Source organism: Pseudomonas sp. MCal1, from assembly GCF_026341415.1.
In the GTDB taxonomy this organism is placed as follows: Bacteria; Pseudomonadota; Gammaproteobacteria; order Pseudomonadales; family Pseudomonadaceae; genus Aquipseudomonas.
Map to the genome: position 1 here is coordinate 160,868 of NZ_JAKUMP010000001.1, position 19,214 is coordinate 180,081.

18 protein-coding genes are annotated in these 19,214 nt (G+C 60.1%); 13 read left to right on the forward strand and 5 right to left on the reverse strand.

Going from position 1 to position 19,214, the window contains the following annotated elements; translation table 11 throughout:
* Positions 1-54 precede the first annotated feature (54 nt).
* Entirely contained in the window at positions 55-243 is a 189-nt protein-coding gene (locus MKZ87_RS00845; protein WP_007950503.1) for a hypothetical protein, read from the forward strand.
* 59 nt (positions 244-302) lie between these two features.
* On the opposite strand, the gene MKZ87_RS00850 is transcribed toward MKZ87_RS00845, so the two are convergent.
* Entirely contained in the window at positions 303-542 is a 240-nt protein-coding gene (locus tag MKZ87_RS00850) for a hypothetical protein (RefSeq protein WP_007950501.1), read from the reverse strand.
* 176 nt (positions 543-718) lie between these two features.
* On the opposite strand from MKZ87_RS00850, the gene MKZ87_RS00855 reads away from it, so the two are divergent.
* Positions 719-1,054 carry a hypothetical protein gene (locus MKZ87_RS00855; protein WP_085698258.1) on the forward strand — a complete coding sequence of 112 codons (336 nt, stop codon included), beginning with the start codon at positions 719-721 and terminating at the stop codon, positions 1,052-1,054.
* A gap of 63 nt (positions 1,055-1,117) precedes the next feature.
* Here MKZ87_RS00855 and MKZ87_RS00860 read toward each other — a convergent pair whose 3' ends face one another.
* The gene (locus MKZ87_RS00860; RefSeq protein ID WP_085698259.1) at positions 1,118-1,666 is read right to left on the reverse strand and encodes an RrF2 family transcriptional regulator; all 549 of its coding nucleotides are present in this window, start codon (positions 1,664-1,666) and stop codon (positions 1,118-1,120) included.
* Between the two features lie 336 nt (positions 1,667-2,002).
* Here MKZ87_RS00860 and MKZ87_RS00865 point away from each other — a divergent pair, with 336 nt between their 5' ends.
* The 5 genes from MKZ87_RS00865 to MKZ87_RS00885 all read left to right on the forward strand — a co-directional run bounded on the left by MKZ87_RS00865 (position 2,003) and on the right by MKZ87_RS00885 (position 8,024).
* Positions 2,003-3,208, forward strand: a complete 1,206-nt coding sequence (locus tag MKZ87_RS00865; protein WP_266200075.1) for an NAD(P)/FAD-dependent oxidoreductase — start codon at positions 2,003-2,005, stop codon at positions 3,206-3,208.
* A 305-nt stretch (positions 3,209-3,513) separates the two neighbouring features.
* A complete protein-coding gene (gene fae / locus MKZ87_RS00870; RefSeq protein WP_085698261.1) occupies positions 3,514-4,026 on the forward strand; it encodes a formaldehyde-activating enzyme in 513 nt (170 codons plus the stop codon).
* Between the two features lie 10 nt (positions 4,027-4,036).
* Positions 4,037-5,071, forward strand: a complete 1,035-nt coding sequence (locus MKZ87_RS00875; RefSeq protein ID WP_085703619.1) for an aldo/keto reductase — start codon at positions 4,037-4,039, stop codon at positions 5,069-5,071.
* Positions 5,068-6,501, forward strand: a complete 1,434-nt coding sequence (locus MKZ87_RS00880) for an NAD-dependent succinate-semialdehyde dehydrogenase (protein WP_085703618.1) — start codon at positions 5,068-5,070, stop codon at positions 6,499-6,501. Before MKZ87_RS00875 ends, MKZ87_RS00880 begins: the two co-directional genes overlap by 4 nt.
* Before the next feature lie 158 nt (positions 6,502-6,659).
* Positions 6,660-8,024, forward strand: a complete 1,365-nt coding sequence (locus MKZ87_RS00885; RefSeq protein WP_085703617.1) for an MFS transporter — start codon at positions 6,660-6,662, stop codon at positions 8,022-8,024.
* Between the two features lie 10 nt (positions 8,025-8,034).
* Here the strand turns inward: MKZ87_RS00885 and MKZ87_RS00890 are convergent, their stop codons facing one another.
* Entirely contained in the window at positions 8,035-8,910 is an 876-nt protein-coding gene (locus tag MKZ87_RS00890) for a LysR substrate-binding domain-containing protein (protein ID WP_085703616.1), read from the reverse strand.
* Between the two features lie 219 nt (positions 8,911-9,129).
* Complete coding sequence (locus MKZ87_RS00895) at positions 9,130-10,308, reverse strand: hypothetical protein (protein WP_085703615.1); 1,179 nt, start codon at positions 10,306-10,308, stop codon at positions 9,130-9,132.
* A gap of 185 nt (positions 10,309-10,493) precedes the next feature.
* Between MKZ87_RS00895 and MKZ87_RS00900 the strand changes: the two genes are divergently transcribed.
* The 6 genes from MKZ87_RS00900 (at position 10,494) to MKZ87_RS00925 (ending at position 18,096) form a co-directional block, all read left to right on the forward strand.
* A complete protein-coding gene (locus MKZ87_RS00900) occupies positions 10,494-11,426 on the forward strand; it encodes a LysR substrate-binding domain-containing protein (RefSeq protein WP_085698267.1) in 933 nt (310 codons plus the stop codon).
* A gap of 107 nt (positions 11,427-11,533) precedes the next feature.
* A complete protein-coding gene (gene aldA, locus MKZ87_RS00905; RefSeq protein WP_085703664.1) occupies positions 11,534-12,958 on the forward strand; it encodes an aldehyde dehydrogenase in 1,425 nt (474 codons plus the stop codon).
* Positions 12,959-13,040: 82 nt separating this feature from the next.
* Positions 13,041-14,360: an MFS transporter gene (locus tag MKZ87_RS00910; RefSeq protein ID WP_085703614.1), complete on the forward strand. Its 1,320-nt coding sequence runs from the start codon at positions 13,041-13,043 to the stop codon at positions 14,358-14,360.
* Position 14,361: 1 nt separating this feature from the next.
* Positions 14,362-15,579, forward strand: a complete 1,218-nt coding sequence (locus tag MKZ87_RS00915; RefSeq protein ID WP_085703613.1) for a mandelate racemase/muconate lactonizing enzyme family protein — start codon at positions 14,362-14,364, stop codon at positions 15,577-15,579.
* Between the two features lie 174 nt (positions 15,580-15,753).
* The gene (locus MKZ87_RS00920; RefSeq protein ID WP_085703612.1) at positions 15,754-17,367 is read left to right on the forward strand and encodes a GMC family oxidoreductase; all 1,614 of its coding nucleotides are present in this window, start codon (positions 15,754-15,756) and stop codon (positions 17,365-17,367) included.
* 123 nt (positions 17,368-17,490) lie between these two features.
* Positions 17,491-18,096, forward strand: coding sequence for a DUF6338 family protein (locus MKZ87_RS00925; RefSeq protein ID WP_085703611.1), 606 nt, complete (start codon positions 17,491-17,493; stop codon positions 18,094-18,096).
* Positions 18,097-18,238: 142 nt separating this feature from the next.
* Here MKZ87_RS00925 and MKZ87_RS00930 read toward each other — a convergent pair whose 3' ends face one another.
* Positions 18,239-19,138 (reverse strand): LysR substrate-binding domain-containing protein, encoded by a 900-nt coding sequence (locus tag MKZ87_RS00930; protein ID WP_085698272.1) that lies wholly within the window; start codon positions 19,136-19,138, stop codon positions 18,239-18,241.
* Positions 19,139-19,214: the final 76 nt, after the last annotated feature.

Sequence of the window (19,214 nt, forward strand, 5' to 3'; positions counted from 1 at the left end):
CGAGCGCGTTGCGGGTGTAAGGTGGAAAAGTTCGTTACCAGACAGGAGGTGTCTATGAGCATGGCGATGCTGAACAAAATGCACATGAATGGCTACGACGTACTCAGCGTGAACAACGGCCCGTGGCGGGTCTGCACGCAGGGTGACCGGCTCGCTTCGTTTGCCAGTCGCGAGGAAGCGCTGGCGTATGCCGCCGCGTTGCCGGGGTACAAAAGCCGCGCACGCGGTCGCAAGGCAGACTGAGGGTCTGTAAAGAAAAAGCCCCGGTTGTCCGGGGCTTTTTGCTGTGGACAGGGTGAGGTTCAGTGGACTTTGGTTCGGCTGATGGCGCGGGCTTTCACTTCCCGGGCATACAGTTGCAGGCGCTCCTCATCGCTTTGCAGCACCTCGCAGGATCGCAGCACCGCCTGGGCGTCCGCTTCGTTGCCCGACTGGCGCAGTTGCTCGGCGATGCGCTTGAGGTCCACCGCCGACCATCTCAGGTCCGATGCCACGCTTTGCAGGTCACGCTGAAGTTCGTGTTCGTATTCATTGAGCCGCATGATCACCTCCGGAACATTCTCGGTAAAACAGAGTAGCCGCATTTTTCCGGTGCGGGGCAAGGTCATCTGTCGATAAGCTCAATGGCCCGGTTTTCAGGGAGTACCGGCAGAGCGCTACGATGGATGTCCGAACAGTTACAAGGTACATTCGCGTTTTTTCAGATGAAGGAATCACCATGCGGATATTGATCGGGGGGATGCTGCTGGCGGCATTGGCCGGTTGTTCGTTGCCTGCGTCACTGGTGCCGGGCGAGCCAAATGTCAGCAAGACCAGCGACAAAACCCCCAAGGAATATGCCGCGTGTGTATTGCCACTGTGGCAGCAGGACGTTGCCAAGACCTCCCAGACAGCGATTTCCAACGGCTATCGGATTACCGCGCCGAGCATCGTCACCGCCGACGAGATTCTCGATGTGGTCAAGTACAAGGACGGCAGCCGTGTCTCCCTCTATCAGGGGCCGCCGTGGGCGAAGTCCGGGTCGTTGCGCAAAGCGGTGCGTGATTGCCTGTAATGGCGAAATAAAAAAGCAGAAACCGGTGATCGGTTTCTGCTTTTTTTTGCCTGCTGATCGAGCTCAGTCCGAGAGGTCGATGAGCGGAATGCCGGCGCCACCGGTCTTCTTTTCCCGGCGATCCTGCATCCAGTCTTCCACTTGGCTGTTGAACCCCGGCGGCGCCTTGCGCCCGACCTTTCTGGCGATGTCGAGGATGGTCTGCTGGGCGAGGGCTTCTTCCATGCGCTTTTGCGCGGTCATCATCGCGGCGTGAATCGAGCAGGTGCCTTCCAGCGCCCAGTCCGGTGGCGAGCCGTCGAACAGCGCGCAGCGTCCGCGAATGTCCCGGCATTCGAAAATGTTCTTGCGACCATCGATGGCATTGACGATGTCGAGCAGGGTGATTTCATCCGCCGGGCGCGCCAGGGTGAAGCCGCCGCGTACGCCGCCGGTGGATTCCACCAGTTTGCCTTTGGCCAGTTTGGTGAAGATCTTCGCCAGGTAATCCAGCGGCACCCCTTGCAGTTCTGCCAGATCGCGCACGCTGGCTTCACGACTGTCACCGCCGCTGCCCACCAGAAAGGCCAGGCAGTGAATGCCGTACTCGACCCCCGCACTGTAAAGCGACATAACTATCTCCGACTGTATTTGTCGCCGATGTTATCAGGCTTATCAGTGGCAAACAAATCCGAACGCTTTGCGTGTTCAGCGATGTATATCCCGATTTTCTTGGTTTATTGCTTAATCAAAGCGTTGCGTAGGGCAGCCATGAGCGGTCTGAGCTATCGAGTTATTCGATCATAATCATCACAAAATCTGACTTGTCGGCGTTAAAGGCGACCAATACAGTCGCCGTTATCCGGTGAGCAGCCTTCCGCACTCTTGAAAAATACAGATGTGTCCGCTCCCGATGATGTGAATCCTTCAACCTCATTCAGTGACTAGGCTTCGTGCCTGGAGAGAACAATGAAACAGCACATTCTGGTAATCGGCGCAGGTTTCGGTGGCATGTGGACGGCGTTGAGCGCCACGCGTCTGGTCGACATTCACAATCGGGACAACATCGACGTCACCGTACTGGCGCCGCAGGCCGAGCTGCGCGTTCGTCCGCGTTTCTATGAGCCGAACGCCCACACGCTGGCGGCGCCGCTAGGCGATCTGTTCGATGCGGTTGGCGTCAACTTCATCAAGGGCGCGGCGAACACCATCGACGTGCAGGCGAAAACCGTGGGCTACCTCGATGCAGCCGGTGCGCAACAGGTGTTCAATTACGACAAACTGGTGCTCGCCTCCGGCAGCGGCCTGGCCCTGACGGACACCCCGGGCGTGGCGCAATACGCGTTTGACGTCGACCAGATCGAAGCCGCCATCCGCCTGGAAAACCACCTGAAATCCTTGATCGACCAACCTGAGAGCCAGGCTCGAAACACCGTGGTCGTCGCCGGCGGTGGCTTCACCGGCATCGAAACCGCCACTGAAATGCCGGCGCGTCTGCGGGCCGTGCTGGGCGACGATACCAACGTTCAGGTGATCATCGTCGACCGTGGGCAGAAAATTGGCGCGGCCATGGGTGAAGCGATCAGCGTGTCGATTGCCCAAGCAAGCGAAGAATTGGGTGTGGAATGGCGACTGGGTGTGTCGGTGCTGTCGGTCGATGAAAACGGCGTGACCTTGTCGGACGGTCAACGTATCGAGGCAAAAACCGTGGTCTGGACCACCGGCGTGCGCGCCAGCTCCCTGACCGAGCAGATTCCTGCCGAGCGTGATCGTCAGGGTCGCCTGCACGTTGATGCCCATCTGAAAGTCATCGGCCAGGACGACATCTTCGCCACCGGCGACGTGGCTTATGCGGCCAGCGACGATATCGGCAACTTCGCCCTGATGACCTGCCAGCACGCGATTTCACTGGGGCGCCACGCCGGCAACAACGTTGCGGCGCAGATTCTGGGTGTCGACCCTACGCCATACAGCCAGCCGAAATACGTGACCTGCCTCGATCTCGGCGCCTGGGGCGCGGTGTACACCGAAGGCTGGGATCGTCAGGTGAAACTGGTCAAGCAGGAGGGCAAGTCCCTCAAGATGCAGATCAACACCCAGTGGATCTACCCGCCAGCGGCTGACCGTGCCAGCGCGCTGGCGGCTGCGGATCCGATGATTCCTGTCGTCGCATAATCAGAGCCGTTCAAAAACATCCTGCTTTCGAGCGGGATTTTTTTCGCCTGCCCTTTTTTACCTGCATAAAGGCTATGACTAAAAGTCATTGCCCCATGATTTTTAATGGTTACGGCCGGCCAGATCCCCGGTGTTAAAAAATCGCAAACACAGCTCATCAATAACAACCAGAGAGCGTTTGCAGCCATGTCCCGATTCTTCCCTCGCGTCTCCCCACGTCCGTTATTGATCCCGTCGGCCTCTCGGCCCGCGTGAGCTGTCGATCACCCCAAAAAATCCCTCTGCATCGCAAAGAGTAATGACTGATGAAAGAACTCGACCTGTACATTGGTGAAGGTTTCGAAGGCCCGGGCGTGAACGCCGCGCATATCAACATCCTGATCGGCCCGCGCAATGGCCCGGCGGGGCAGGCGTTTGCCAACAGCCTGGCGTCGCCGAGCCAGGGACATTGCCCGTTCATGGTGATCGCCCAGCCGAACATCCCGGTCAAGCCGATGACCCTTTACGTCAACAAGGCTGCGATCAGCAGCGACCTGCACGGCAATGCAACGTGGGGCGCCTCCCAGGCCGGTATCGCCAAGGCGGTGCTCGAAGCGCTGCTCGACGGCACGCTGCCGCCGCAAGCCGAAGACGAGTGGGCGATCGTCACCGCCAACTGGGTCAACCCGGCCTGCGATGACCTCGATGCGGTCTACCTGAACAACTACAACGCCTGCCGCACCGCGATCCGCGCCGCCTTGACCGGCAAGCCGGAAACCGCGCAGCTCAAAGATGTGGTCAACCACATCAGCAACCCTTTCTACACGCCAAAAGCCTGAGGTCCGCGCCATGCAATACATCCGTTTGGGCAACTCCGGCCTGCAAGTTTCCCGTCTGTGCCTGGGCACCATGAACATGGGCACCCCGGACTGGAAACCGTGGATCTTCAATGAAAAACAAAGCGAACCTATCGTCGCTCACGCCCTCAACAACGGCGTGAACTTCATTGACCTGGCGGACTTCTATTCCGCCGGTGTCGGCGAGGAAGTGGTGGGGCGCATCGTCAAGCGTCTGGCCCGCCGCGAGGACTTGGTGATCACCACCAAGGTCGGCTACGGCACCCGCAACGGCATCAATGCCAGCGGCCATTCGCGCAAGCACATCATGGACAGCATCGATGCCTCGCTGAAGCGTCTGAATATGGATTACGTCGACGTGTTCATGCTGCATTACTTCGACGTGAACACCCCGGTCGAGGAAACCATGGGCGCACTGAACGACATCGTGCGTTCCGGCAAGGCACGTTACATCGGCGTCTCGACCATGCTCACCGGTCAACTGGCGAAAATCCTCATGGCCTGCGAGCGCAACGGTTGGGTCAAGCCGATCAACATGCAGCTGCAACTGAACTGCGCCTACCGCGAAGAAGAGCGCGAGATGATTCCGTTCTGCCGCGATCAGGGCATCGGCGTGTCGGTGTTCAGTCCGCTGGCCCGTGGTCTGTTGACCGGTGACGTGCAATCGACCCGCAACCAGACCGACTTCTTCACCCAGCAGATGTACAGCGACGAAGCCTCTTTCGAAATCGCTCATTCGGTGCAGCGCGTGGCCCGTGCCCGTGGCGTGTCGAACGCGCAGATCGCTCAGGCCTGGGTCGCCAATCATCCGGGCGTGGACTGCATGCTGGTCGGCGCCGACACCACGGCGCAGTTCGACAGCGCACTGGCGGCGTTGGAAACAAAACTCGATGCGGAAGAGCTGCACGAGCTGGAACGCAACTACACCCCGTGCGATGTGATCAACGATTACACCGCCGGCAAACGCATCCTGCGCACGGCCCGTCCGGGGAATGAGCGCTTCACGTTGCAGGGGGCGGTGGCATGAGCGAGTTGATCCGTCACGGCAACTTTATCGACGGTCAGTGGGGCCAGGGCGGCGCCACTTACCCGGTGCGCAACCCGGCCAACGGTGAGTTGATCACCGACGTGCAAAAGGCTGGTGCCGAGGAAACCAACCTCGCTATCGAGGCGGCCAATCGTGCCTTGCCGGCCTGGCGCAAATTCACCGCCAAAGAGCGCAGTCAGCGCCTGAAACGCTGGAGCGATCTGATGCTCGCCAATCAGCAGGATCTGGCGACCCTGCTCAGCCGCGAGCAGGGTAAACCGCTGGCCGAAGCCAAGGGCGAGGTGGTCTACGCCGCGAGTTTTCTCGAGTGGTTCGGTGAAGAAGCCAAGCGTGCCTATGGCGATGTGATCCCGACCCACAAGGCCGATGCGCGGATCATCGTGACCAAGGAGGCCATCGGTGTGGTCGCGGCGATCACACCGTGGAACTTCCCGCTGGCGATGGTCACCCGCAAGGTCGGCCCGGCGCTGGCGGCGGGTTGCACGATGATCCTCAAACCGTCGGAAGAAACCCCGCTGTCGGCGTTCGCCCTGGCGGTGCTGGCCGAGCAGGCCGGGATTCCGGCCGGTGTATTCAACATCGTCTCCGGCGACGCGGTGGCCATCGGCGGCGCGCTGCAAGCATCCAGCTTGGTGCGCAAGCTGTCGTTCACCGGCTCGACCCGCACCGGCAAATTGCTGATGCGCCAGGCTGCCGACACCCTTAAAAAGGTCTCGCTGGAACTGGGCGGCAACGCGCCGTTCATTGTCTTCGACGATGCCGACATCGATGCGGCCGTGAAGGGCGCAATGGCCTCGAAATTCCGCAACACCGGGCAGACCTGCGTGTGCGTCAACCGCTTCTTCATTCAGGACGGTGTCTACGAAGCCTTCACCGGCAAACTCGCCGAAGCCGTGGCGGCGATGCGCGTGGGCAGCGCGCTGGACGGCGAGACTGAGCAAGGTCCGCTGATCAATGCCGCTGCGCTGGCCAAGGTTGAAGCCCACGTGAGCGATGCGCTGGAGAAGGGCGCCACGCTGTTGTGCGGCGGCCGTCGTCATGCCTTGGGCGGCACGTTCTACGAGCCGACCATCCTCACCGAAGCCAACGGCGACATGCTGATCGCCCAGGACGAAACCTTCGGCCCGGTGGCCGCGTGCTTCCGCTTCAGGGACGAGGCCGAAGTGCTGGCGCGGGCCAACGACACGCCGTTCGGTCTTTCCGCGTACTGCTACAGCCGCGACATCGGCCGGGTCTGGCGTATGGCCGAAGGGCTGGAAGCCGGGATGGTCGGCATCAACGAAGGGATCATCTCCACGGAGGTGGCGCCATTTGGTGGCATCAAGGAATCGGGCCTTGGGCGTGAGGGTTCGAAGTACGGTCTGGATGACTATCTGGAGATCAAATACCTGTTGATGGGGGGGTTGTAAGCCTGCCCGAACCCTGTGGGAGCGAGCTTGCTCGCGATGGCGTCAGGTCAGTTGGCAGTTCTGTCAGCTGACACTCCGCTTCGCGAGCAAGCTCGCTCCCACAATTGAACAGCAAGAGCAATCGGTTTCTCCGTCAATAACAACAATTGGAGACGAATATGTCCGCTCAACCCGTAAAGATCGATGACCTGCCCATCGGGCGCTTCCACCTCAAGATCGCCGGCCTGACCTTCGGCGCGCACTTTACCGACGGCTACATCCTTGGCCTGATCGGCATCGCATTCACCTTGCTCAGCCCGCAGATGCACCTGGATGCGTTCTGGCAGGGCCTGATCGGCGCATCGGCGCTGATTGGCCTGTTTCTCGGCAGTCTGTTTTTCGGTTGGATCTCGGACAAGGTCGGCCGGCAGAAAATCTTCCTGGTCAGTTTCGTGCTGATAACTGTCGCTTCGGTGATGCAGTTCTACGTCGAAACGGCCATGAGCCTGTTTCTCTGCCGGGTGTTGATCGGCATTGGCCTGGGTGGCGATTTCAGTGTCGGTCACGCAATGCTCGCCGAGTTCGCGCCGAAGAAACATCGCGGCGTGTTATTGGGTTCGTTCAGTGTGATCTGGACCTTCGGTTACGTTGCAGCGACCTTTGTCGGCACCGCCATGCTCAGTCTCGGTGACGATGCCTGGCGCTGGATGCTGGCGTCGTCAGCGATCCCCGCCGGGTTGATTCTGATCGCCCGAATCGGCACCCCCGAATCGCCGCGCTGGCTGGTCAATCAGGGCCGGGTGGCCGAAGCCCGTGCCATCGTCAAAAAGCATCTGGGCGACAACGTCGAGCTGGACGAAACCCGCTCCACGGAAACCCGCTCGGGCTACGCGGTGCTGTTCAGCCGCGAATACCGCAAGCGCACGGCGTTCAACTGCCTGTTCTTCGTCTGCATCGTCATGCCGTACTTCGCCATCTACACCTTTCTGCCGTCAATCCTGCAGAAGATGGGCCTGGCCGAAGGCTTCGGCACCGAGCTGATGCTCAACATGCTGCTGATCCTCGGCGCGTTGATCGGCATCTGGTGCACCATCAAATTCACCCGACGCGGGTTCCTGATCAACTCGTTCATCATTCTGGCGGTGGCGTTGTTTCTGCTGGCGGTGCTGCCGGGCAGTGCGGCGTGGCTTATGGTGCTGGTGTTCGGTGTGTTCACGCTGGTGTTGTCGGCGGTGAGCAATCTGGTGGGCGTGTTCCCGGCGGAAAGTTTCCCGACGGAAGTGCGGGCCAGCGGGATTGGTCTGGCGACGGCGGTGAGTCGTCTGGGCTCGGCGGTCAGCACGTTCCTGTTGCCGGTGAGTGTGGCAGGGATCGGGTTGAGCCCGACGATGGGGATTCTTGCGGCGATTCTGGCGATTGGTGCTTTGCTGTCCTGGGCATGGGCGCCGGAGACCAAGTCGTTGACGTTGAGTCAGGCGTGCAAGGCGCAGAGTCCGGTGGAGGTCGGTGTTACGCCGGTCGGGAAAGTCGCCACGCCCGTCTGATGAGTGCAGGTCAGGGGTTGCTGACAACCCCTAGCCAATCGGTAAACAGCTTCACTTTCGACAGGCCTTGCTTGTCATTCGCCACATCCAGCCAATAGCCATAAGGGCCGATCACCTCAATCGGGGTGATCGGCAGCAGGCTGCCGTTGGCCAGTTCCTTTTCGATCATCTGCCGGTCGATCACCGCCAGACCGCCGCCGGCCAGCGCAGTGTGGATCACCTGATCCAGGGTGCTGAATTCCAGCCCTTGCCCGGCATCGATGTCATCCCGGCCCATCGCCGCCAGCCAGTTCTCCCAGACCTTCAAACGCTTGCCGTCGTGCAGGATGTGCAGCAGCGGAAACTGCCGCAGGTCCGGTGGCAGATCGCCGTTGAACAGCTCCGGGCTGGCCACTGCGATGTGCCGTTCCATCACCAACAATTGGCTGGAGCAATGGGGCGCTGCTGCGAGGCCGAAGCGGATGTGGCAATCGACTTCCGTAAGGCTGTCGTGGCCGATCTGGTTGGTGACGCTGAGGTTGATGTCCGGGTAGCGCTGGCAGAACGCGCGCAGGTGTGGCGACAGCCAGCGCGTGGCCCAGGTCGGTGGTGCTAGCACTTTCAAGCGCTGACGCAAGTTGGGCACGCGCACAGCTTGCAAGGCGCGCTCGATATGGTCGAAGGCTTCGGCCAGATGCGGGGAAAGATTGCTGCCGGCTTCGGTCAGTGACAGCCCTTGAGGCGTGCGCACGAACAGTGCCACGCCGAGGTAGTCTTCAAGCTGTTTGATCTGGCGACTGACCGCGCCCTGGGTGACGTTCAACCCGATGGCGGCCTGGCTGAAACTGCGATGACGGGCGACTTCTTCGAACACGCGCAAGGTGTTGAGCGAGGGCAGTTGACGCATGGAGGCGGAACTCCGGATCGGGCGGTTTATTGTTGTTTTGGAATGGGCCTATCTGACTATTGGTGGTGGGCGGATGCAAGTGTTGTTTGGGCAGATGCCATCGCTGGCAAGCGAGCTCCCACAAGTATCAAGGTGAGCACAAAGAGTGCGGCCAACATCAATCCTGTGAGAGCTGGCTTGCCAGCGATAGCTGACTGTCAGGCGCTGAAATCTCGAGCGTCAGAAGTAATACCCGACGTTCACATATAACTGGTTCTCCCACTGATCCAGCCCGCCTGCGCCAAGGCTCTGGGTGTAGCTGCCGCCGCCGATGTACGGATCGTTTTTGCCGAACAGCCATTCGGTCGCAACCCACAATTTACTCACGGAAAACGAGGTGCCGAGGATCATCCGCTCGGACGTCTTGAAGCCGCTGGCTGACTTGTCGAACGCGCTGTAGTTGGCGTACAGCTTGATCCCGCTGATCTGATCGAACAGATATTTGCCGCCCACGTCGTAACTCAGGTCGGCCACGTACAGATTGCCGCGACTGGCCACGTTGTAGGTGCCGTCGTAACCACCGAGGGTCACCAGTTCATCAGTGCCAGCGTTGCGTGGCGACATCTGCTGCCGCGCCGCCTGCAACTGCACGCCCCATGCTCCGTTCTTGCCCATGTAGTGCACGGCCACGGCATTGCGCCGACCGCCGTTATTGGTGTCCTTGTTTTCGAGGGTCGAGGTCAGGCCGGAGATCCCGACTTCGGACTTCCACGACCCCAGATCCAGCGACCTGGCCACCCGCAGCACAACGGTGTTGCGTTCCTGGTTATCACTGCCGTCGGCCACATAACTGTCGGCCCCGGATACGACGCTGGAGTAGGTCACACCCTTGCTGGTGCCTTTGCCTTGCCAGGCCGGACGCAGGTAATAACCGCCCTGAAGGTTCCAGTCGCCACTTTGCTGGATGTATTTGGCACCGACCTGTTGCACGTCTTCAAGGCCGATGACGTTGCCCAGGGTCTCGTAAAACGTGCTGCCGAAGTACGGCTGCAAACCGAATGGCACGGTGTTCAGGCCGACCTGCACTTGCTGGTCGGGATTGAGCTTGTAGCCGACCCACGCGAATTTGGCGAAGCGGATATCGCCATAGTCCTTGGTGTACTGGTACGGGTAGGAGCGACCGTAGAAGCGGTATTGCGCTTCGCCGATCCAGGTGTCGGAGTTGTATTTGGCGCTGAGGAACACCGTGTCGAGACCGAACTTCTGAATATCGCGATCCGGGTCCACGTCCCAACGGGCACGAATGGCTCCGCCAAGGTCGAGATTGTCGGTGACCTGGACCGCCATGGCCGGGGCGGCAATGCTGCAGAACAGAGCGATGGAGGTGGTGCGCAGGCGCAAAGATGCAGGGAAGGGCATGGAGCGGCTCTCGATTGTTTTTATTAGAGATGCCGCGCAGTTTTGCCATCCGCCCGTTGCAGAACAAACGATAAAAACGTCAGGGAAACCTGCGTCGAATGCATGTTACTCGGAAAATCCTGTAGGACAATTCGCCATCATCGTGGGATGCTTTGCACCTTGTCAGTGGTTTTCGAGTGCCTTGTATGAAACGCAAAATGCCCGGCCTGAATGCGCTCAAAGCATTCGAAGTGGCCGGCAGCACCGGCAGCTTTACCCGCGCTGCCGAGTTGCTCAATGTCACCCAGAGCGCGGTCAGCCGTCAGGTGCGGCAGCTGGAAGAACAGCTCGGCGAGAGTCTGCTTGAACGCCGTCATCACCATCTCGAACTTACCGGCGCCGGCAAGATTCTGCTGCGGGCGCTGCATCAGTCGTTCGACAAGATCGAGCTGACCGTGCGCAGCATCCAGCAGAAAACCCATGCCAACCGCCTGCACATCAACGCGCCACCAACGTTCACCAGCCGCTGGCTGATGCCGCGCCTCGGGCGCCTGCGCGAGCAGCATCCGGAACTGGAACTGAGCATCACCACCCGTTTACAGGACAGTCTGGCGGAAACCAGCACCCTCGATTGCGCGATCCGTTTTGGCGATGGCGAGTGGGATGGGCTCGACAGTTCACTGCTGATTCAGGAACGGCACATCGCCGTGTGCGCGCCGACCCTGTATGCGCGGGAGGGCGGCGAGCAGGGCATCGACCTCAATCGCCTGACCCTGCTGCATGTGCTGGCCCGGGAGGATCAGCGCTACCTGACCTGGAAGCATTGGCTCGACGCGGCGCGCATCAGCGGCGTCGATACCCAGGGCGGTTATGAATTCGACCTGCTGGATCTGGCGATTCAAGCGGCAGTCGATGGCTTGGGGATCACCATAGCCGACTGGCACATGGTCGCCTCGGAGCTGGCCAGCGGGCAGTTGACCCAAGTGCATAACGTCCATGTCGAGGGTCACCAGTCCTACTGGCTGGTGACCCGTCCGGAACAGACGCAGATGCCGCAATTGCAGGCGTTCAGTCAGTGGTTGCAGGAAGAGATCTGGCTGGCGCAGCGCCAACTTGAGCCTTCGAAGGCGATTTCCTGAGTAACGTGCCTTTTTCGAATGTTTGATCGCCGGATAAATCGTTTGTTGAACCCGCTGTCGATGACAAGACTGGTGGCATCGATAAAAACAAACGATGGGCGATGCACATGCGAGTCGAGCGAAATTTTGTTAACGGCCACTTCATCGAGCCGGCCAGCGCGGCGCTGATTGCGGTCTACAACCCGGCCACCGAAGCGTTGATCGGCCAGGTGTCAGCCGCCACTGCCGAAGAAGCCTTGGCGGCAGTCGACGCTGCCGCCAAGGCGCAAAAGACCTGGGGCAAACTCACCAGCATCGAGCGCGCCGAGCACCTGCGAGCGTTCGCGGCTGCCCTTGAGGACCGCGCCGAAGCCATCGGCACCGCACTCGCCGCCGAGTCCGGCAAGAGCCTGAGCGACGCCAGCAACGAAGCCCGTTATGCCGCGCAGATCACCCGCTACCACGCCGAGTGGGCGCGCCGCATCGAAGGCGAGATCATTCCCAGCGACAGCCCTGAAGAAAACCTGTTCCTGCACCGCGAGCCGATTGGCGTCGTCGCGTGCCTGATTCCGTTCAACTACCCGGTCTACACCCTGTTGCGCAAAGTCGCTCCGGCGCTGATTGCCGGCAATACCGTGGTGGTGCGTCCGAGCAACAACACCCCGACGTCGGCGTTCGAAATCGCCAAAGCCGTGGAGCAATCGGGCATGCCAGACGGCGTAATCAATATCCTGACCATGGATCACGCCACCGCTGCAGCCGTTTGCGCGCACAAAGCCGTGGGCCTGATTACCCTGACCGGCAGCGTCAACGCCGGGCGCATCGTTCTCGACTACTGCAAGGCCAACATCGCCAAGCCGTCGCTGGAACTGGGCGGCAAGACCCCGGCAATCATCGAAGCCGACGCTGATCTCGAAACCGCCGCGAGCGCAATCATCGCCTCCAAGACCACTCACTGCGGCCAGTTGTGCACGGCAGTGGAGCGGGTCTACGTGCAGGAAAGCGTCTACGAGCGTTTCCTCGCATTGCTCAAAGCGAAGATCGCCGCGGTGAAGTTCGGTGACCGCGCCACAGATGCGAGCCTGATGGGCCCGCTGGTCAACGCCAGTTCGCAGAAGAACATTCACGCCATGGTCGAACGCGCGATTGCGGACGGCGCCGTCCTCGAAAGCGGCGGTGTGTTGCCCGAAGGTCCGGGGCATTTCTACCCGCCAACGTTGCTTAGTGGTTGCCGTCAGGACATGGAAATCGTCCAGGAAGAAATCTTCGGCCCGGTGCTGCCGGTACTCAAGTACCGCGACATCGACGAAGCGCTGGCCATGGCCAACGATCACCAGTTCGGCCTGTCGTCGGTGCTCTACACCGAGAACTACCGCACCGCGCAGAAAGTCGCCAACGCCATCGAAGCCGGCGAGTTGTACGTCAACCGTACCCCGGCCGATCCGTATCAGGGCTACCACGCCGGCTGGAAACGCTCGGGCCTGGGCGGTGATGACGGCAAGCACGGCATGCTCGAATTCACCCAGACCCGCCTTGTGGTCATGAAGTACTGATCCACCGCAGCACGCCTCACGCGACACCTATAAAAACAATTATCAGGGGCGCCCGGAGCACGGGTCGCCCGAGGTCACTTCAATGTCCAAGCATGCATCCACTGCTGCCGCTGTTCAGGGTTCCAACTCGGCTTCGAAAAGCCGCAGCGACAAGGGAAGTCGCTATTTCCAGCTGATGTTGCTGGTGCTCGCCGCCGGTGCAATCTACCCGATCCTGTACCTGCGCCAGGTCTACCAGACCACCATGCTCGAGGTGTTCCAGATCAGCCACAGCGAGCTGGGCTATCTGTACTCGATGCTTGGGACGATTTTCCTGCTCAGCTACTTGCCGAGCGGCTGGCTGGCCGACCGTATCGCGCCGCGTTTCCTGATTTTCTTTTCGCTGGTGGCCACTGGCGCGCTGGGTCTGTGGTATTCGACGGCGCCGTCGATGACCGGGCTGATGATCATCTTCGGCTGCTGGGGACTGACCACCGGCCTGACGTTCTGGGCCTCGGTGCTCAAGCGCGTGAAGATGATTGCCCATCACACCGAACAGGGTCGTTTTTTCGGCATCCTCGATGGGGGGCGCGGACTGGTCGAAGCGCTGCTGGCAACGGTTGCGCTCGGGCTGTTCGCCTACGCCACCGAAACCCGTGGCGAGTCCACTGCCGAAGGTTTCAAACACGTGGTTTATCTCTACGCCTTCACCTGTATCGCCATCGGCTGTGTGCTGGTGCTGATCAAGGATCCGAAATCGATGGAGGACACGCCGCCGGTGGAGAAGGGCAAGTTCAACCTGTTCACGGATCTGGCGACGTTGGTGAAGATTCCTGAACTGTGGCTGGTTACCGCGATCGTGTTTTGCGGTTATCACATCTTCTGGGCCACCTACAGCTTCTCGGACTACCTGCAAGGCAGCGGCCTGACCGCCGTCATGGCCGGCACCATCACCACCATCAAACTGTGGATGCGTCCGATCGGCGGCATCGGCGGCGGCTGGCTCGGGGACAAGTTTTCGAACATCTCGGTGCTGATCGTCGCGCTGTTGCTGGCGAGTCTGGCAATCGTCGGGCTGATTGTGTTCCCGGCGCTCAACAGCATGGGACTGCTGATCGCGACAGTGATTTTCATCGGCCTGATGACCTACGCGATTCGCGGTCTGTACTGGGCGATCCTCGACAGCTGCAACATTCCGCTGCGCATCACCGGACTGGCCATCGGCATCGTCTCGGTGGTCGGTTACATGCCGGATGCGTTCATCCCGTTGATCAACGGCTACCTCACTGAGCATTTCCCCGGCGCCCTCGGCTACAAGCTCTATTTCGGCTACATCGCCGCTATCGGTCTGATCGGCACCCTGGCTGCCGTGACCCTGCGTGCCCGAATCAATCGCAAATCTCTGAAAAAGACAGGTGCCTGAGATGAAAATCGTCGCCCTTGAAACCCATATCGTCGCCGTACCGCCACCGCACATCGGCGGCATGTACTGGCTGTTCGTCAAGCTCAAGACAGACTGCGGCATCGAAGGTGTCGGCGAAATCTACGCCGCGACCTTCGGCCCCAAAGCCATGCTGCCGATCATCGAAGACGTGTTCGAGCGCTACTTGCTGAATCAGGATCCGCACCACATCGAACGCTTCTTTCGTCAGGCCTATTCGAGCGGTTTCACCCAGCGTCCCGACCTGACCATGATGGGCGTGGTCAGCGGTCTGGAAATGGCCTGCTGGGACATCATCGGCAAGGCTGCGAGCAAACCGGTCTACGAGCTGCTCGGCGGCAAGGTTCACGAGCGCCTGCGTTCCTACACCTACTTGTACCCGGTCAATAGCCGTGGCGAGTACGACTACGACGACCCGGACCTGGCCGCCGAATGCGCCATCGACAACATGAACAAAGGCTTCACCGCTGTGAAGTTCGATCCGGCCGGGCCGTACACCGCGTACTCCGGGCATCAGATTTCGCTGGAAGTGCTGGAGCGCTGTGAAACCTTCTGCCGCAAGATCCGCGAAGCGGTGGGCAACAAGTGCGATCTGCTGTTCGGTACCCACGGGCAAATGGTGCCGTCCTCGGCAATTCGCCTGGCCAGGCGCCTGGAGAAATACGATCCGCTGTGGTTCGAAGAACCGGTGCCGCCAGGACAGGAAGAAGCCATGGCGCAGGTCGCGGCCAAGACCAGCATTCCAATCGCCACTGGCGAGCGCCTGACCACCAAGTACGAATTTTTCAAGCTGTTGCAGGCCGGCGGTGCGTCGATTCTGCAGATGAACGTGGCGCGCTGCGGCGGCCTGCTCGAAGGCAAGAAGATTGCCAGCATGGCCGAGGCCTATTACGCGCAAATCGCCCCGCATCTGTACAACGGGCCGATTGGTGCGGCGGCGAGTTTCCAGCTCGCGGCCTGCACGCCGAACTTCCTGATCCAGGAAAGCATCGAGACCTGGGGTGGCTTCCACGCCGAGGTCCTGAAAAAGCCGTTGCAGTGGGAGGACGGTTACATCATCCCGTCCACCGAGCCGGGCCTGGGCGTGGAGCTGAACATGGACGTGGTGCGCAAGCATTCGCCGTACACCGGTGAGCGCCTGCACCTGCAAATGGCCTCGATCCCGGCCGACGTCAAAGACACATCGCCGGCCAGGGGCTGACGAGGTTTCTAACCCAACCGCAAGACCTGTGGGAGCGAGCTTGCTCGCGATAGCGTCAGTTCAGTCAGCATCAATGTTGAATGCGGCACCGCAATCGCGAGCAAGCTCGCTCCCACAAGGATAGTGCCTGGCTGACAGGCATTCTTTGTACAACGACTTACGCGGTAACCGTGCATGACATACGACTACATCATCGCTGGCGCAGGCGCCGCTGGCTGCGTGCTGGCCAACCGGCTTTCGGCCTCGGGCCAATACACGGTGCTGCTGCTGGAGGCGGGCGGCAAGGACAGTTCCCTGTGGTTCAGGATCCCGGTCGGCTTCGCCAAAATGTATTACAACCCGACCTTCAACTGGATGTATTACAGCCAGCCGCAAAAACAGTTGGGCAATCGCGAAATCTACGCCCCGCGTGGCAAGGTCCAGGGCGGTTCGGGCTCGATCAACGCAATGATCTACGTGCGTGGCCAGGCCCATGACTTCAACGACTGGGCGGCCAACGGCAACGACGGCTGGGCCTTCAAGGATGTGCTGCCGTACTTCCGCAAACTGGAAAACCATCCGCTGGGCGACAGCGAATACCACGGCGGCAGCGGCCCGATCAGCATCACCCCGATGACCGGCCAGACCCACCCGATCTGCGACGTGTTTCTCAAGGGCTGCGATGAACTAGGCTACCCACGCAGCGACGATTTCAATGGGCCGAAATTCGAAGGCGCGGGCATCTACGACGTCAACACCCGCAATGGTCAGCGCAGCTCCAGCAGCTTCGCCCATTTGCACCCGGCACTGAGCCGGCAGAACCTGACGGTCGAGCATTACGCGCTGGTTGATCGAGTGCTGTTTGATGAGAGCCAACAGCGCGCCACCGGTATTTCCATCACTCAGCATGGTGTGACGCGAACGTTCACGGCGCGCAAGGAAGTGATCCTGTGTGCCGGTGCGGTCGACACACCGAAGATCCTGCAACTGTCCGGCGTGGCCGATCGCACCCTACTGGCCAAACATCAGATTCCGCTGGTCAAACACCTGCCGGCAGTGGGGCATAACCTTCAGGATCACCTGTGCGTCAGCTACTACTACAAGGCCAACGTCCCGACTCTGAACGATGAACTCAGCTCGCTGTTCGGCCAGTTCAAACTCGGCGTGAAATACCTGCTGACGCGCAAGGGCGCGCTGGCGATGAGCGTCAATCAGGCCGGTGGATTCTTCCGTGGCAATTCGGAACAGAGCCATCCGAACCTGCAGCTGTATTTCAACCCGCTGTCGTACCAGATCCCGAAAAACAACAAGGCCAGCCTCAAGCCCGAGCCGTATTCAGGCTTCCTGCTGTGCTTCAATCCGTGCCGCCCGACCAGTCGCGGTCACATCACGATTGCCTCGAAAAATCCGCGCGATGCGGCGTTGATCGACCCGAACTATCTGAGCACGCAAAAGGACATCGACGAGGTGATCCAGGGCAGTCGCCTGATGCGCAAGATCATGGGCGCGCCTTCATTGAAGGGCATCACGGTCGATGAAGTTCTGCCGGGACCGGCAGTGGAAAGCGACGAGCAGATGCTCCAGTACTTCCGCGACAATTGCGGCTCGATCTATCACCTGTGCGGCTCCTGCGCGATGGGGGCGGACGAGCAGACTTCGGTAGTCGACAAGCGCCTCAAGGTGCATGGCCTCGACGGATTGCGGATTGTCGATGCGTCGATCTTCCCGAACGTGACGTCGGGCAACACCCATGCGGCGGTGCTGATGGTGGCGGAGAAGGGCGCGGATCTGATTCTGCAGGACGCGTAATGCGCAGTGACACTTGATCGCAAGCGTCTTTCCTGCGTGCACTAGGCTTTGAATGCCGGCCCGTTATGGGCCGGCATTGCTGTTTCTGGAGGATTGTTTTTCTGATTCAAGGAGCGACCGATCATGGATGATCTGGTGAAAGAAGTGATTCCGCTGTTGCAGTACCTGATCCCGGGGTTTGTCTCGGCCTGGATTTTCTACACCCTGACGGCGTTCAAGCGGCCGGATACGTTCGGGCAGATTGTGCAGGCGTTGATTTTCACGTTTGTGATTCACGCAATGGTGCTGGGAGTTGGAGCGGTTTGTGTGTGGGTGGGGGAGAAGGGATTTTCTGTAGGAAAATGGGATGCAAAAGCTGAAGCGTCGTGGGCATTTTTTGCTTCGCTGGTACTCGGGTTGTTGGCCTGTTGCCTGTCAGCCAATGGCAAGTTGCATCGTTGGTTGAGCAGCAGAAACGTCACGAAACAATCTTCCTACCCCAGTCAATGGTTCAGCGCATTTGCGAAATATGATCGCGTTATCACCCTGCATTTGGATGATGAAAGGCGCGTTCTAGGCTGGCCGGTGGAGTGGCCGCCCGAGTCATCCACCGGGCAGTTCCTTTTGCAATCACCGTGTTGGCTCAACAGCGATGGAACAGACGTGCCTTTTGGTGCCGAATTTTTGCTGATAGATTCCACGAAGGTTAAATGGGTTGAATTCAGCCCGATGTCAGAGGGTTCATCATGACCGCCAGAGCGCCACAACCTATGCCGCCGCACGTCGCGCGCCTGTTCTACGGGCCAGATGGGAAACAGTTGGAAAAACCATTGATCAAGGGGCCAAAGGCACCGCCACCGCTGAAATATCCCCCGTCAATGCATACCCATTCCTAACCCCATCCATCCTTCACCGCCCGGCGAATGCCTTCCAGCAACATCGCAAACGCCGGGTTGTCGTTGTTCTCCCGCCAGATCAGATGCAGTTCGCTCTGTACCCCTTCGCCCAGATCGATCTCGCGAAACACCACATTCCTGAACACCACACTGGTCGCGCAACGCGGCACCAGTGCCAGCCCCATGCCCGCATTGACCAGCGCCAGAATCGTCAAGGAAGAACCCAGCCACTGCACGTAATCCGGAGCAACCCGGGCCGAGCGCAGCATGCCGGTCAGCAATTCGTTGAACGGCGGATAGGCTGCGTGGGAATACATCAGGAACGGCTGCCCATCCAGGTCCTTCACTGACACATCGTCGGCGTTCGCCAGTCGATGACCACTCGGCACCGCCAGCACAAACGGCTCTCGCACCAGGCACTCAGTGGCGTAACCGGGCTCCAGCAACGGCGCGCGGACGATGCCCAGATCGATGCGTCGGGCGCGCAGGGCTTCGTGTTGCTGGTAGGTGTTCATTTCGGTCAGGTCGATCTTCACCTGCGGCTGCTTGAGGCGCGCCTCGGCGATAACCTTGGGCAAGAACTCATACACCGCGCTGCCGACAAAACTGATGTTCACCGAACCGATATCACCCTCGGCAAAACGCCGGGCAGTGACAGCGGCCTGTTGCGCGCGCTCCAGCAGATTCTGCGCCTCGATGAAAAATGCGCGGCCGGCAGCGGTGAGCGCCACGCTGCGTGTACTGCGGGTAAACAGTTCGACTCCCAGGTGATGCTCCAGCAACTGGATCTGCCGGCTCAATGGCGGTTGGGTCATGTTCAGCCGTTCGGCGGCACGGCGGAAATTCAGTTCGGTGGCGACGGTAGTGAAGCAGCGCAGTTGGGTCAGTTCGAACATTGATCTAATCCGGGTATCAATCGAATGCCAAGTTAGATTAGACGGGATCAATGGCTCCGTCCATGATCGCTCTACG